This is a genomic window from Nostoc sp. ChiQUE02 (assembly GCF_034531305.2).
GTDB lineage: Bacteria > Cyanobacteriota > Cyanobacteriia > Cyanobacteriales > Nostocaceae > Nostoc.
The window spans coordinates 82,713-96,911 of record NZ_JAVRBN020000012.1 but is presented as its reverse complement, the minus strand read 5'-3'; the positions used below and the strand labels follow the sequence as shown (position 1 = coordinate 96,911).

Annotated in this window: 10 protein-coding genes; 3 read left to right on the top strand and 7 right to left on the bottom strand. The window is 41.0% G+C overall.

Annotated features, from left to right (window positions below):
* The first annotated feature begins 114 nt into the window (after positions 1–114).
* Positions 115–1,614, top strand: coding sequence for an amidohydrolase family protein (locus tag RM347_RS15105; RefSeq protein ID WP_322716673.1), 1,500 nt, complete (start codon positions 115–117; stop codon positions 1,612–1,614).
* 5 nt (positions 1,615–1,619) lie between these two features.
* On the opposite strand, the gene RM347_RS15100 is transcribed toward RM347_RS15105, so the two are convergent.
* The 5 genes from RM347_RS15100 to RM347_RS15080 form a co-directional block, all read right to left on the bottom strand.
* Positions 1,620–2,531, bottom strand: a complete 912-nt coding sequence (locus RM347_RS15100) for a DUF4437 domain-containing protein (protein ID WP_322716674.1) — start codon at positions 2,529–2,531, stop codon at positions 1,620–1,622.
* Between the two features lie 106 nt (positions 2,532–2,637).
* Complete coding sequence (locus RM347_RS15095) at positions 2,638–2,937, bottom strand: protealysin inhibitor emfourin (protein ID WP_322716675.1); 300 nt, start codon at positions 2,935–2,937, stop codon at positions 2,638–2,640.
* Positions 2,938–3,131: 194 nt separating this feature from the next.
* Complete coding sequence (locus tag RM347_RS15090) at positions 3,132–4,211, bottom strand: M4 family metallopeptidase (protein WP_322716676.1); 1,080 nt, start codon at positions 4,209–4,211, stop codon at positions 3,132–3,134.
* A gap of 418 nt (positions 4,212–4,629) precedes the next feature.
* Positions 4,630–5,346 (bottom strand): class I SAM-dependent methyltransferase, encoded by a 717-nt coding sequence (locus RM347_RS15085; RefSeq protein WP_322716677.1) that lies wholly within the window; start codon positions 5,344–5,346, stop codon positions 4,630–4,632.
* A 142-nt stretch (positions 5,347–5,488) separates the two neighbouring features.
* Positions 5,489–8,518 (bottom strand): type ISP restriction/modification enzyme, encoded by a 3,030-nt coding sequence (locus RM347_RS15080; RefSeq protein ID WP_322716678.1) that lies wholly within the window; start codon positions 8,516–8,518, stop codon positions 5,489–5,491.
* Positions 8,519–8,910: 392 nt separating this feature from the next.
* Between RM347_RS15080 and RM347_RS15075 the strand changes: the two genes are divergently transcribed.
* Positions 8,911–10,107, top strand: a complete 1,197-nt coding sequence (locus RM347_RS15075; RefSeq protein ID WP_322716679.1) for a HAMP domain-containing sensor histidine kinase — start codon at positions 8,911–8,913, stop codon at positions 10,105–10,107.
* Between the two features lie 99 nt (positions 10,108–10,206).
* Here RM347_RS15075 and RM347_RS15070 read toward each other — a convergent pair whose 3' ends face one another.
* A complete protein-coding gene (locus RM347_RS15070; RefSeq protein WP_322716680.1) occupies positions 10,207–12,477 on the bottom strand; it encodes a RelA/SpoT family protein in 2,271 nt (756 codons plus the stop codon).
* Between the two features lie 291 nt (positions 12,478–12,768).
* Here RM347_RS15070 and patD point away from each other — a divergent pair, with 291 nt between their 5' ends.
* Positions 12,769–13,122 (top strand): heterocyst frequency control protein PatD, encoded by a 354-nt coding sequence (gene patD / locus RM347_RS15065; protein WP_322716681.1) that lies wholly within the window; start codon positions 12,769–12,771, stop codon positions 13,120–13,122.
* A gap of 206 nt (positions 13,123–13,328) precedes the next feature.
* On the opposite strand, the gene RM347_RS15060 is transcribed toward patD, so the two are convergent.
* On the bottom strand, positions 13,329–13,922 hold the full coding sequence (locus tag RM347_RS15060) for a TetR/AcrR family transcriptional regulator (RefSeq protein ID WP_322716682.1): 594 nt from the start codon (positions 13,920–13,922) through the stop codon (positions 13,329–13,331).
* Between the last annotated feature and the right edge of the window lie 277 nt (positions 13,923–14,199).

Genomic DNA, 14,199 nt, shown 5'->3' with positions numbered 1-14,199 from the left:
CTTTTCTCCTGAAGATGATTTCATAAAAAACCGTTATATAATTATGGGATTTGGTCTTCGCCCCGATTCGATGTTGGAATTCCTGACTAAACTCATTTTAGTGCGAGGTCTACTGTGTCTGAAACTCCCCTATTAGATCAAATTATCAAAAATGTGCGGGTAGTTCGTCCCCATCAGGATGCAATCGAACTACTCGATTTAGGAATTAAGGATGGGAAATTTGCTCAGATTGCCCCTAATATTAGCGCAGACACAGGCAAAGAGGTATTTGATGGCAAAAACTTGCTGGGCTTTCCTGGGGTCGTGGATGCCCACATGCACATCGGCATTTATCAATCCCTCGACAAAGATGCTGTGACTGAAACTAAAGCAGCCGCAATGGGAGGCGTGACTACCAGCTTAAATTACATCCGTACAGGACAGTATTATTTGAACAAAGGCGGCTCCTACCGCGATTTTTTTCCAGAGGTGTTGGCCTTATCGGCAGGTAATTTTTTTGTAGATTACAGCTATCACATTGCACCTATAGCTAGCCAGCATATCGACGAAATACCTTTATTGTTTGAAGAACACGGTGTATCTTCGTTTAAAATTTTCATGTTTTATGGTGGATATGGGCTGCATGGTTTGTCAGACCAGCAAAACCTCTTTTTAATGATTAATAAAGATGAACGGTACGATTTTGCTCATTTTGAATTTATTATGCGTGGTCTAACTCGCTTGATGGCAGAACATCCAGAAGCGCGAGATACTATCAGCTTGAGTTTGCACTGCGAAGTTGCAGAAATTCTCAACGCCTATACCAAAATAGTTGAAAACGATTCAACTCTTAGCGGATTACACGCCTATAGTGCAGCACGTCCACCTCATTCCGAAGGTTTAGCAATTTGCATTGCTTCTTATTTAGCGCATGAGACTAACTGTGCAAATATCAATTTGTTGCACCTAAGTTCGCGTAAAGCAATGGAAGCAGCTTTGACTATGCAAACTGCTTTTCCTCATATCAACTTTCGGCGAGAAGTTACTGTTGGGCATTTGCTATTAGATGTCGATACTCCTAATACAATTTGGGCAAAGGTAAACCCCCCTATCCGTCCCCGTGCTGATGTGGAATACTTATGGCAAGCAGTATTGAACAATCAAGTAGATTGGATAGTTAGTGACCATGCTTGCTGTTCTGCTGAACAAAAAAGAAGTGCTAAAGACCCGAATAATATTTGGTTAGCAAAGTCTGGTTTTGGTGGTACAGAATATTTACTTTCTGGTGTATTTAGTGAAGGTAGTAAGCGGGGAATGTCTTACAACCAGATGGCTAAGTTGCTGTCTTGGAATCCATCTCGGCGCTTTGGTTTGTTAGAAAAAGGTGATATTGCTATTGGTTATGATGCTGATTTGGTGTTGGTAGACCCCAATGAAAGCTTTGTGGTACATGCTGCTGAGTCGGAATCACAACAAGGTTATACACCCTTTGAAGGAGTAGAGTTAACTGGGCGAGTAAAGAGTACCTTTTTGCGTGGAAATCTTATTTACAACAACGGACAGGTTTTGGGTTCACCCACTGGACGTTATTTAAAAAGACCTTCTAGTAATCCACATGGAAACCTCGCTGCTTAAAAAAGCTACGTGTCTTGGGGTATATATGACAAGACTGTTGCAACTTGTGATAAATCTCTATCAACGCGGATAAAGAATAAGGAACCATCATCTGTTCTGTGCCAAGGAGAGGTGGTAAAGGTGGGAATATAACCAAAGTAATCCTTTACAAATCGGTAGTCTCCAATATCACAGTATCCAGCTAGGCAATACCCTTCCTCGTTATAACATTGAATCATTGGGGAATTGCCATCATAATGTGGCAAGATAGCAAGCAGCCAGACTCCACCCCCGTTACTATCTCTCCTTAGCCACTTCTTATGTGCTTGTACAAATTGAACTGTTTCTGTATCGCCCCACGGTAGCAATTTGCTATCCAATGCTGGGATGAAGCCACTTAACTTAGCATCTGGATGATCGTTTAGCGCATATTTATACTTGAGAGAGCCGTTTTCCATCCAGAGGATTTCCACTTCCTCATCACCTAGCACTTTCCAAGGGCCTACTCTGACTCCTGCGGGGATAAAGGAGTAGCCATGCTTGCTTAAGTGCCACTCTCCCACTTGGATTGCACCCCTAAGCACGAAAATCTCCAAATCAGAAGTAAAGAAGCCAGACGGTGCTTCAAACTGCCGTGGTATTACAACTCTTGAGGTTGATGCACCACTATCATGCCAAGTAAGTAATCGACGGCTTCCAGCTACTACATCCTCTGGCATTCCACTGATGCGCCATGCGTGTTCTTCTGGTAACTCATTCGTATCAAAGTACTGGTACTGGCGAGGTACATACTCTTTGGAGATTGCTGTGCGCCTTCCCGATAGGTTCATGCGCCCTCTACCGTCTCCACCCCAATCCTCTTTTATAGATGCTACATGCAAAAAATCATTACTTTGGTTTTTTTCTGCGGAATTAAAATTGATATTTTCTTCGCCCACGACTTCACATTCTCCTGGTTATATGCTTCTCCTTAGGCATTCAATTTTATATTGATATTGTGTTGACTGGATTTTCCTCTCAAAATTCAATTGTTAATTCCGCAAATTACCTTTTTTGTGAGATGTTCTGTAGCCATTCAATCAGGGGCCTTAAGGTTCCTGGTAATGCTGCTTCACTGACAGTCACTGTATGCTGCTTGCCGTTATCTTCTACTGTCAACTTATACTGAAAGCGATCGCTCTGGGGATTTGGCGAAGTAATATGTTCAGGTAGCCTAAATAAATCAGCAGCTTCTACCAATCGGGGAAGTGTGCTGGCTTCGTTTGGCGGGAGAGTGTCTGTATCAACGGTTGTTTTCTTGGTAATCCCAGCAAAGCCGCCCGTGCGTTCTAACGATATCCGCATTTTTTTGCTCTCCGTTGTGCTACTTAGTTAGGAGAAATACAAAGACTGGGAGATGATAGTTTTCACCTCCCAGTTTAGCAACAACAAGTAGTACATCTAAAAGTTAAGAGTTAAGAATTAGGTGTTAGAAGTTAAGAAAAAACTCCTAACTCTTGTACAGACGCGATTAATCGCGTCTCTCCTAACTCCTAATTCTAAATAACTCCTACCTTTTGCCAAGCGTTCTGCACAGCTTTTTGCTCATGACTGTCATTACCGTAGAGTTCGCCAGCAATTTGAATCGTGACGTTGGCAGCTTTTTTAAAATCTGCTTTGGCACGCAAGCGATCGCGTAAAGCTATGTACCATATTTTACCTGTTTTTTCCCAGGCATAGCCACCAATCTCAACAGCCGCTAGATAAAAGGCATGGTTAGGGATTCCTGAGTTGATATGCACCCCAGCATTATCTTCAACACCTGTATATTTATCTTTCACATGGGCTGGTTGGGGATCTTTACCCAATACTGGATCATCGTATGCTGTTCCTGGTGCTTTCATCGAGCGGAGGGCAACACCTTTGACAGTCGGTACCAAAAGACCTTCGCCAATCAGCCAATCTGCCTCTTGTGCAGTCTGATTTTTGGTCTTTTGTTTCACCAAGGAACCAAAGACATCAGAAAATGATTCATTCAGCGCCCCAGGTTCGCCATAATACTGTAAACCTGCTTCGTATTGAGTTATACCATGAGCTAGTTCATGCCCAATCACATCTATTGACTTGGTGAAGCGTTGAAACAGTTCTCCGTCGCCATCACCATAAACCATTTGGTCGCCGTTCCAAAAGGCGTTGTCATATTTAACGCCATAATGCACGGTGGAATCTAAACGTAGTCCTTTGTCGTCAATCGAATTGCGATCGAATATTTCATAAAATAAATCATAAGTAGCACCAGCACCATCGTAGGCTTCATTCACCGTTGCATCACTGCTTGGTGGCTCTCCCTCACCGCGCACTAGTGTACCAGGAAGTTGCTGCCCACTTTTCGCATCGTAGATGGTGCGGCGCTTCTCACCCGGAGAAGGTGCAAATGAGATAGTACCTACAACGTCTCTGCGTCCACGAAACTGTGCTGAAACATTTAATGTATGAAAAGCCCAACTCCGCTGCTGGGGATTCCCATTCACCACGACATTTTCCAGCATGTGGGGCGGGACAATACAACATATAGGGCATCTAGAGTAAAGTGGATGCTCATACTTGAACCCGGCTGATTTCTTTTTATTTCGAGCCATCCAAGATATTCTCCTTTTGAAACTAAGTGATGGCAAACAGTGGCTTTAACTCCACTTTTGAAACGAGCAGAAAAACGAATCTAAATCGCGTGTCTCTGGTTTCTTTATGATTAAAATTTTCTACTCTGTATTTTCGGATAGGTCTGTGGAGGATTGATAGTACCCTCACGGGTACTTCTGATGTGGAAATATTGTATAAAAATACAAAGCTAGCTTAATTACCGCAAGTTATAGCCAAAAACCTTGCGTGAGTTAGCAAGTCCTCCTTTACAGACCTAATGCGTTTATATATTAGTTCTGATCAAGAGAAATAATGTTATTTATTGCTGTTTTGTTACTATCAAGCTGTTAATGCTATAAATACCCACCAGAGACAGGTGAATCCCAAATCTAGACATCCATCCAAAACCTCAAATTTTCACAGCCAGCCACCAAACACCGCCAGTCCATAATATTTCCAAGGTACTGCAACTGTCTTAAATCCAGCTTTGCTCAACATTTCTAAATGAGCATCCAAGCTAGCTAGCTGGTCTTGACTGGAGTAACCTTGGGTGCTGCTTGCGCCAAGCTTGGCGCGAATCTCTGTTAAACTAGTTCCCTGTTGAACTGACCATTCCTCTCGTGCCGCTTTGTAAACTTCTGCTAAGGCTGGTGATTCTGGTAAAGTAGGGTCTGCATTCCAAAAACAGCCGTCTTGAGTCAGGCTAGCAACAATTCGCTCAAATAACTTCAATTTCATCTCATCCTGGAGATGGTGGATTGCCAAGGATGAAACACAAGTATCAAATTCGCTACCAATATTCAAGTTATCTGGATTATTTGCCCAGTCGCCAAAATCTGCTTGAATACCAACCCACCGTTTTTGATATCCAACTTCGGTGATTTTATCTTGGGCAAATTGCAGCATTCGAGGTGAGTAATCTAAGGCAATTACTTGGGCATCTGGAAAGCGGTTGAGTATCTTGAGACTAAGTTCTCCTGTACCACAACCTAATTCTAAAATACGCCGACTTGTGGAAGGTAGACAACGGGCAATTACCTCCAACATCTCATCGTATCGCGGTAACAGTTGGCGAATACCAGTGTCAAAATCAGCAGTGTTGGCGAATACCTCTCCAGGAAATAACTGTTGCATGGGGATTGGAACTAATATATACACTAATCAATATTAATCATCCATCATTACCGAGATACCTTTATGGATAGCCATATAATTTTTTCTCTATGCACTCTTGGTATTGATACTAAAAAGTATAACGCTGATTGCTGCTTTATCCTTACATCTGTTGAAGAATCTGCATTGTTTCCACGCTGACAGTGCAAACTCTTTGTAATAAATCTATCACTTGTTCTTTGTAATCTGCAAAGCGATATGTATTGAATTTTTCCGCAATTGTAGGGTCTTTAAGTTTCTTTTCTTTGTATTGATCTAAAATCCATTCTAAAGCACAACGGTTGCCAAGGCGATATTCCCAAGTAATATTAGGGATGCCTTCTAGAGTTGTAACATCATCTAAAATTATGGTTCCTTTCGTTATATCGCTTTTGAGTCTTGCCTTTGGTGTCTTGTTATTACCTTTAGCCAAAGGCAAATCAATTCGTTTTAAAGGATAGGGTTCGATAGTTTCATAATTGATGTGCAAATACATCAACTCTTTACCCCAGTTAACCCATTGGTGAAAGTCATCGTACAAGGGTAAGCGGGGAAATTCTCGTTTCAGATTAAGTTCGTATTTAGTACGGTAGGCAGGATTGTGCAAGACTGCGTAAGTATAGTGGAAAATATCTAATTTGGTAATTGTAGAGTCGTTGTAGTGAGTTTGGAATTGTGCTAATCCCCAGTCAGTGATGTTGTCGATGCGGTTCCCTTCTTTGTCGTAGCGGTAGAGGGGAAGACATTGTACCATATCTAATGAATAAATTGCATAGTCAGGCAAGATGTTTGAAGCAATAGCTGCAAAATTTAATCTACTTCCAGCAGTAAACAAAATTGCTTTATTATCAACATTTTGACCGAATATTTGGCTCTGCTGATATTGTATTTCATTTAAATTCTTATTAAAATAAAGTTTTCTTTTTACAAATGGTCTGTATAAAGCATCTATAAAACAACTTTCTTTAAAGCTATATTTTTCACCTTTTATCAAATCTTTCTTAACAGCTCTGCTCCACTTAATACTAGAATCAATAGCTACAGTTTTATACTGATGTAATTTTCCATAATATTTCTCAACATCTTGATTATAAACCTGAATTAGATATTGGATTTTTTTCTCCAGATTTTCAAAGCAATCGTCATAAACCCACTCATCTCTTGCAGTAACAACACCCAACGAAAACAACTTAAAAACAGCATACTCATCTTTCTTGCTTTTACCAAGTTTAGTTTCCTTGTTAGCTAATGGGAACAAGCTATCAAAATCATTATCAGTAAAGTTTATCCAGTTGTTCCTTTTATCTGGTGTAATGTGTTCAAAATTAATTTGAGATAACTTAGTTTCTGCCAGAAACCTTAGCTTATCCTCTGCTGTTTCAAATTCTGATCTATGGCTGAAAAAAATTTTACACGCTCCGCTACTTCTTTCCTTTTTCTTTACCATAAAGCTAACAGCAATGCCAGCTTGAATTCCAAAAACATTATGCTTAGTTCCTGATATTTTAGGATTGGCTCTTACATCCCCACCTAAATCAATAATATAAATTTCGCTGAAGTCATCATTAACAGCTTTTCTAAATCCATCAAAAGTTTTCGCATTGATAAAAGATGAGTTTGTAATAAAAGCCAAAATACCATTTTCATTTAACTTGTTTGTTGCCCAGCGAAAGAAACGGGCATACATATCATAAACTTTGGTTTTTTGGGCATTACTATATTTGACGTAACTATCTTTAATTAACTTGTCTATTTCTGGATATAAGCGATTTTTATTATTATCATTTTCATTCGCTTGATTTGCATTGTAAGGCGGATTACCAATAATCACTGATATTTTACTTTCATTCTGCCGTTTAATTCTCTCTGTATTTTCTACACTCAGCGAAAGCAAATTCATCTGCTTGCCTGCAAATGATGTATGTTCCAACGTATCGACAAAACAAATATTTTCAAACTCTTGATATTCACCCATCTTTTGCTTATAGGTGTATTCAATATTCAAATTAGCGATGTAATAAGGTAAAATCGCCACCTCATTACAATGAATTTCATGCTTATATTTATATTCCAGATTATTTTTAGGCAAATAATCAATTAATTCAGTAATGAAAGTGCCAGTTCCTGTAGCCGGATCTAAAATTTCTACATCTTTATCAGCTAGCAGCTTACCAAAATTTTTATGAACTAAATAATCTACACTTTCAATCATGAAGCGTACAATTTCATTCGGCGTATAGACAATACCTAGCCTGTCAGCCGCTTTCGGATTATATGCTTTATAGAAATTCTCATAAAGCACTTTTAAAAACTTCTGCTTTTCATGATGATTATAAATATTCGCAGCAGTTCTTCTAATGACTCCATAGTAACGCTCAATAGTACCAAGAGTATTTTTTTTAGTACTACCTGTAAAAAAGGTATCGATGATAGTTTTTAATTCACGAGCAATATTATTTTCTCGATGAAACTGAGATTCATTGAAGATGCTGATAAAGATATCTTCAGTTAAAATATGCTGAATCATCATTTCTCTAACATCCAGCAAAGTAACTTCAGGATTAATTGATTCTTTGCAGATATTCCAAAATTTAGCTCTCGCTGTTTGAAAAGCTGCGTTTGTTTCGATTTGACTATCAATTAAGTCACGCAAAGCATTTAAAACAGTCGGTAAGTCTTTTTTAAAAGTTTCAATCGCCTCACGAAAATCTTTAACTTCCGGGCGAACATAGTTAATAAAATATGTAATTATTCCATCCAGTGCGTCAGGATCTTTCATCGGGACGCGCATGGTTTCTTGTCCACCCTGAATTAAAACCGCTGTTTGCGAGTCTTCAAATAGAATGTTACTATCTGGATAGCCTTTTATAAGCTTTTTCTCAATTTCTTGGTCTAAATTATCATATTCATCTTTACTTTCCCAGTAGCCCCAATCCAAACGCAAAGCATCTTTAACTGTGCCATCTGGATAAACAAGTTTGCCGCTAGGTGTTTTATAATCTAGTTCGGGGATAAGTCTAAATTCTCTAGGTTTGCAATATTCATTGACTAAGTTTTGAAATGCAACCCGAATCGATGTTTCTTTACGTGAACCGCCATACTGTATGATTCTTTCTACTTCTGTGTGATATTGACTAACCAGAAGTTTGGACATACTTTATCAAATTTTTATAATTTTCTAATCTGCCCAATTTAGCTGCTATATCACTTAGCCACATCAGAATATATAACGAAGAAAAATTAAAGTTATTTTGGGATGTCCGTAAAAACTAAGAGACGCGATTAATCACGTCTCTGCAAAATATATTTATATAAATACACTGGCAATTTTATTAATAGTCTTGAGTTGTACTACTATGTCTGTAACCACAATCTACTTGGTTAAGCGATCGCTTTTGCATTTATGGTGAAATAAGCTAAAGTGATTAGTTCAGCAAGAAGCTGTCTTTTCATTAACCTCTATCTTCTGTCAGGTGCGAACTTGACATTAAACGTACTAATCTACCTCTAGTGGAAAAGGCTTCGCTGTGTTTGGTTGGGCAAAAGATGGATTTTAGTCAGACTCTAATTGCAAAAAGTGATGCCATTCTCGATCAATGGGTAGAAGCGGTTTACCAGGATCAACAAATTGAAGCTACTAATGAACTTACTTTCAAAGCTGTACGGGATAGCTTACCCCGCGTTTTAAAAGCGTTAGCAACAGTACTTTCTGAATCTGCAACGAGCGATTTGCAGACAGTAGTAGATGCAAGTTTAGAACACGGCACACTTCGCGCCCAACAGGGATTTGAACCAGCGGAAATTGCGCGAGAATATCGTTTACTGCGGTTTGTGATTTTTTCCTTTTTAGAAGACGATTTATTACAGGGATCTGCACAAGAGGTGCTAAGGGCTGTTCGCCTGATCGATACAGTAATTGATGAAGCGATCGCTCGTTGCTTTAACAGTTATACTCAAGGACGATTACAAGAGCTTAAACAACTCCAAAGTCAGTTGCGGTTGACTAACCAAGAGCTAACTCGTTTGGTTCGCGCTAATAAAGATAGTCTCTCTCATTTGGCTCATGAACTGAAAACGCCCCTCACTTCAATCATCGGTTACGCAGACTTATTTCTGCGCCAGCAGCGTCAACAACCAGAACTCAAGGACACCTATGCAAATCTTGAAAGTATCGAGCGAGTTCTCAAGAGCGGTAGACTTCTTGTCCGGTTAATTAACGATACTCTGGAAATTTCGCGCTATGATGCCGGACAGATGAAATTGCAGCCTACTTTAACCGATGTGCGTAGTTTAATCAACTTTGTTTTAGAGATGATTGAGCCATTAGCGCGTGCTAAAGAATTATCCTTGGTTGTTGAATGCGAACGCGCTCCAAGTCAAGTTATCACAGATCCTCTTCGGCTTCAGCAAATTCTGACAAATCTGCTGAGTAACGCAATTCGCTACACACAATCTGGTTCAATTTATTTGGAGTGCTGGACGATATCTCAACAGCAGTGGGCTATCTCCGTTACCGATAGTGGTATTGGTATTTCTCTAGATGCTCAAGCACAAATCTTCAATCCCTATTTTCGTGAAGTAACTGCTCCTCAAGTGAAAAGTTCTGATGGTACAGGATTAGGTTTAGCAATAGTCTCTCGATTGGTTCAGTTAATGGATGGTGAAATCAAAGTAGATTCACAGCTAGGAAAAGGGTCTACATTTACAGTAATTTTGCCATTAGAAACAATTGCTCAGGTATGACTGTCGCTTTGCTACAACTGAAAATTTAAAACTTGAGAGTAAAATTGCAACTTAAATTGGTGCGTTATACTGCGTTAACGCACCTACCAATTGGGACACCTACTCGTCAATTTGACCAACGCGGCGGATATTCAAAATGTCAGTCATTTTCTTAATTTGGACGAACACTTGCTCTAGTTGAGAGCGATCGCGTATATCTATTCCTAAGTCGATCAATGCAGGTTGACCAGTAGAGGTTTTCACCTGGGCATGGCGGACATTGATTCCTTGGTCACTTAACCGTGACAAAATATCTTTTAGCACCCCTACGCGGTCAAGAGCTTCAATTTGAACATCCACTGGGTAAGTGTGCGGACGACCACTATTTTCGGCGGCTGGGTTCCATCTAACTGGTACTAAGCGCTCATACTCCACAGTCTCTAGATTATGGCAGCCTTGGCGATGAATTGAAATCCCCCTACCTCGCGTCACCACACCAATAATCGGTTCGCCAGGAATCGGGGTACAACACCCAGCTAAATAATATACCAAACCTTCAACCCCAAAAATTGGCGAATCTACGGTGCGAGAAGTGGTTGGAGGTGCATCTCGCAAAGCTTTTGATGTAGTTGATTCTTTGGGGACAAATAGCGGCACAGTGGAAACTGGTTGTTGTCCCTTCGCTACTTCTCGCCAGCGATTTAATACTAGGTTTAACGTTACTTCACCGTAACCCAAACCAGCGAGTAAATCTTCCACGCTGTGGTAGTTACATTTTTCGGCAACAGTCTCCATCGCATCCGACTTCAACAAACTTTCAAAACCAGTTTTCCCAAGTTCCTTTTCTAACAATTCCCGTCCACGGGCGACATTTTCTTCCCGGCGCGATCGCTTGTACCATTGTTTTATCCGATATTTCGCCGCCGAAGTTCTGACGAAGTTCAACCAATCCAAACTCGGATGGCAATTCTTTTGGGTTAGAACCTCTACAATATCGCCATTTTGCAGCCGCGTTGACAGTGGCACCATTCGCCCATTCACCCGCGCCCCTGCACAATGGTTCCCCACTTCCGTATGAATGCGATAAGCAAAATCTACAGTGGTAGCACCAGGACTTAAAGGAACAACATCCCCCTTAGGGGTGAAGACATAGACATCATCTTCAAATAGATTATCTTTTACACTGTCAAGATATTCTTGTGCATCCTTGAGATCGGTTTGCCATTCCAGCAGCTGCCGCAGCCAAGTAAACTTGTCATCTGTCGCTGTCAAATGGCTAATACTAGAACCTCCTGTTTCTTTGTACTTCCAATGGGCGGCAATCCCGTACTCGGCGATATGATGCATTTCGATTGTCCGAATTTGCACCTCTAAAGGACGGCCTGTTAGTCCAATCACCCCAGTATGCAACGACTGGTAACGGTTAGGCTTTGGCAATCCAATGTAGTCCTTAAATCTCCCAGGAATTGGGCGAAAAGCATCATGAACCACCGCCAACGCCCGATAGCATTCCTCATTGGTTTGGACAATAATCCGCAGCGCCGCCAAATCGTAAATTTCATGAAATTCCTTTTGCTGTCGGTGCATTTTTTGGTAAATGCTATAAAGGTGTTTGGGACGACCGCTGATATCCTGAAATTGGATTCCAGCTTGCTGCAAACGTTCCCGCAAAATATCTGTAGCTTTGGCCAATTTCTCTTCTCGCGCCGTCCGTTTTTCGGAAACATGCTCTTGCATTTGGCGGAAAGCTTCCGGTTCCAAATATTTAAAAGCCAAATCTTCCAGTTCCCATTTAATCCGCCAGATCCCCAAGCGATTTGCTAAGGGTGCAAAGATATCTCGCGTTTCTTGAGCACTGCGGCGGCGGCTGGCCTCTGACATGTATTGTAAAGTTCGCATATTATGCAAACGATCTGCCAATTTCACCACAATTACCCGAATATCTTGCGCCATTGCCAAAAACATCCGCCGGAAGTTTTCGGCTTGGCTTTCGGTTTTGCTGGTGAAATTGATTTTAGAAAGCTTGGTAACACCTTCGACCAATTGCCGTACTTCTGGGCCAAAACGTTCTTCTATTTCTTGACTTGTAACTTCTGTATCTTCAACTACATCATGGAGAAATCCAGCTGCTATCATAGCAGCACTACCTCCCAAGTCACGCAGCAATTCAGCCACAGCAATGGGATGAGCAATGTATGGTTCTCCCGATTTGCGGTATTGACCTTGATGCAGTTGATAAGCAAATTCAAACGCGCGACCAATCAAGACTGTATCACTATGCCTTCGGTCATCTTCCGCTGCGCCGCTATTTGTGGATGACTCCTTTAAACATTTTTTTAACCATTCCGGAATGGCTAGTTCAACTGATGAATTTATAGCTAGACTGCTCATACTATTGGGTTTGGATAGGATCGGTAGATAAGTGAATGATAAATAAAATTGGCAGCATCAACCTAAGAAGATGCTGTCGCCCAGAAACGGGTAGAAAAAAGTGTAAGGATGATTCTCCAATTGCCAATGGTAGTCATCCAGTTTGAGTTTCAAGGATCATAAAAGAAAATCCATTGATGGCAAACAAAGCCTCAAACCATGATTTGAGGCTTTTAGTGCTGATAAGTCTTTAAGAAAGTTTATTGTAGAAGAAAAATTACTTGACATTAATACTATCTTAACTAGCACTGGATGTCTTTAAACCGTGAGAAATATCTAGCACTCGTAACCTTGCTAGAGCAATTACGCTCCGATGCCACAACTACCCCAATCGTTGCGCCCGAACTGCGACAGCGTGTAGCCTCGTTGCAGCAATTTTTTGGTCAGCAGATTGTGCCTTTGGCTGATGAAAACTGGCAAGTGCAGTCTTATCAAACGGAGATGAGCAAGCAATTGCGCTTGTTGCAAATAGATGTGATGTTTTTGCAAGGAGCGCGGCAAGCATCTACTGCACAAACGAGACTTCAAACGATTAGCGATCGCTTGACAACCCTCATTCAATACTGTGATGCTATTCTGCAACCAGAAGCGGAAGGAGAAAAATAACAATTGTTCACCTTTTTCTCTAATTACTCCATCATCTCATTTATGACCTGTACTGAAAAGTTATTTTGCTAACAAGTTGGGAGTAGGGAGTGGGGAAGAGGCAGAGGGGCAGGGAGCAGGGAGCAGAGGTGAAAGAGGTAATTTTTATTCTCCCCCTTGCCCCCTGCCCCCTGCTCCCCTGCTTCTTCCCAATTCTCAATGCCCCTTTAAGTAATGCCAATGCCTTTGAGGAGAAGATTCATTGTACGGCGCATGTATGCTTCTACTGGCTCGGTTGTGGGTTTGAAGATCAGTGCATAATATAGTGACCCACTCACAAGATCGATAATTAAGTCTACGTCTGCATCCTTGTGAATTTCACCTCTGGACATGGCACGCTCAAGTACTTTAGCAAAGGCTTCACGTCGGAGTTTTGTATACTTTGTCCAATAGACCTCTGCAAACTGAGGATTGCTAGACGCTGTACTAATGATTAGGGCGAGTGTCTGACGACCAAGGGGACTATCTATTTTTTTGGCGGCATTATTTATCAAAATATCCATGTCTCCCCAAAAGCTGCCAGTATCGGGGATCGCTAAATCATCTCTGAGACTTTCTATAGCGTCTGCAACTAGTTCTTCTTTGGAAGTGTAACGCCGATAGATGGTCGTTTTACCAACTCCAGCACGGGAAGCGATCGCTTCTATACTCATGCTTTCATATCCTACCTCTGCAAGCAAATCTAAGGTCGCTTGCAGGATAGCTTGGTCGGCGTGGATGCTGCGTGGGCGTCCAGAGGTGCTGTTGATTTGCTTACTCATAAAATATCATCCCCAAGCAATATCTTCTTGGTCATTTGCTCCTACTTTTGGGCATAAAACATACCCTACGGGGAATAAATCAGTCCAGAACTTATTTCCTAAGCACTAAAACAGCAGCAATGACCATCCATCTTTAGCATAGGTATTTCTGCCACTTTTCATTAAAAACTCTCTTGACCGTTCTTATATGATACGCTACCGTAGCGTATATATACAATATTTAATTTTAGCTTTGGCGCAAGCGTAGCCCAACCAAGGCATTGCTTGACATCTGCCA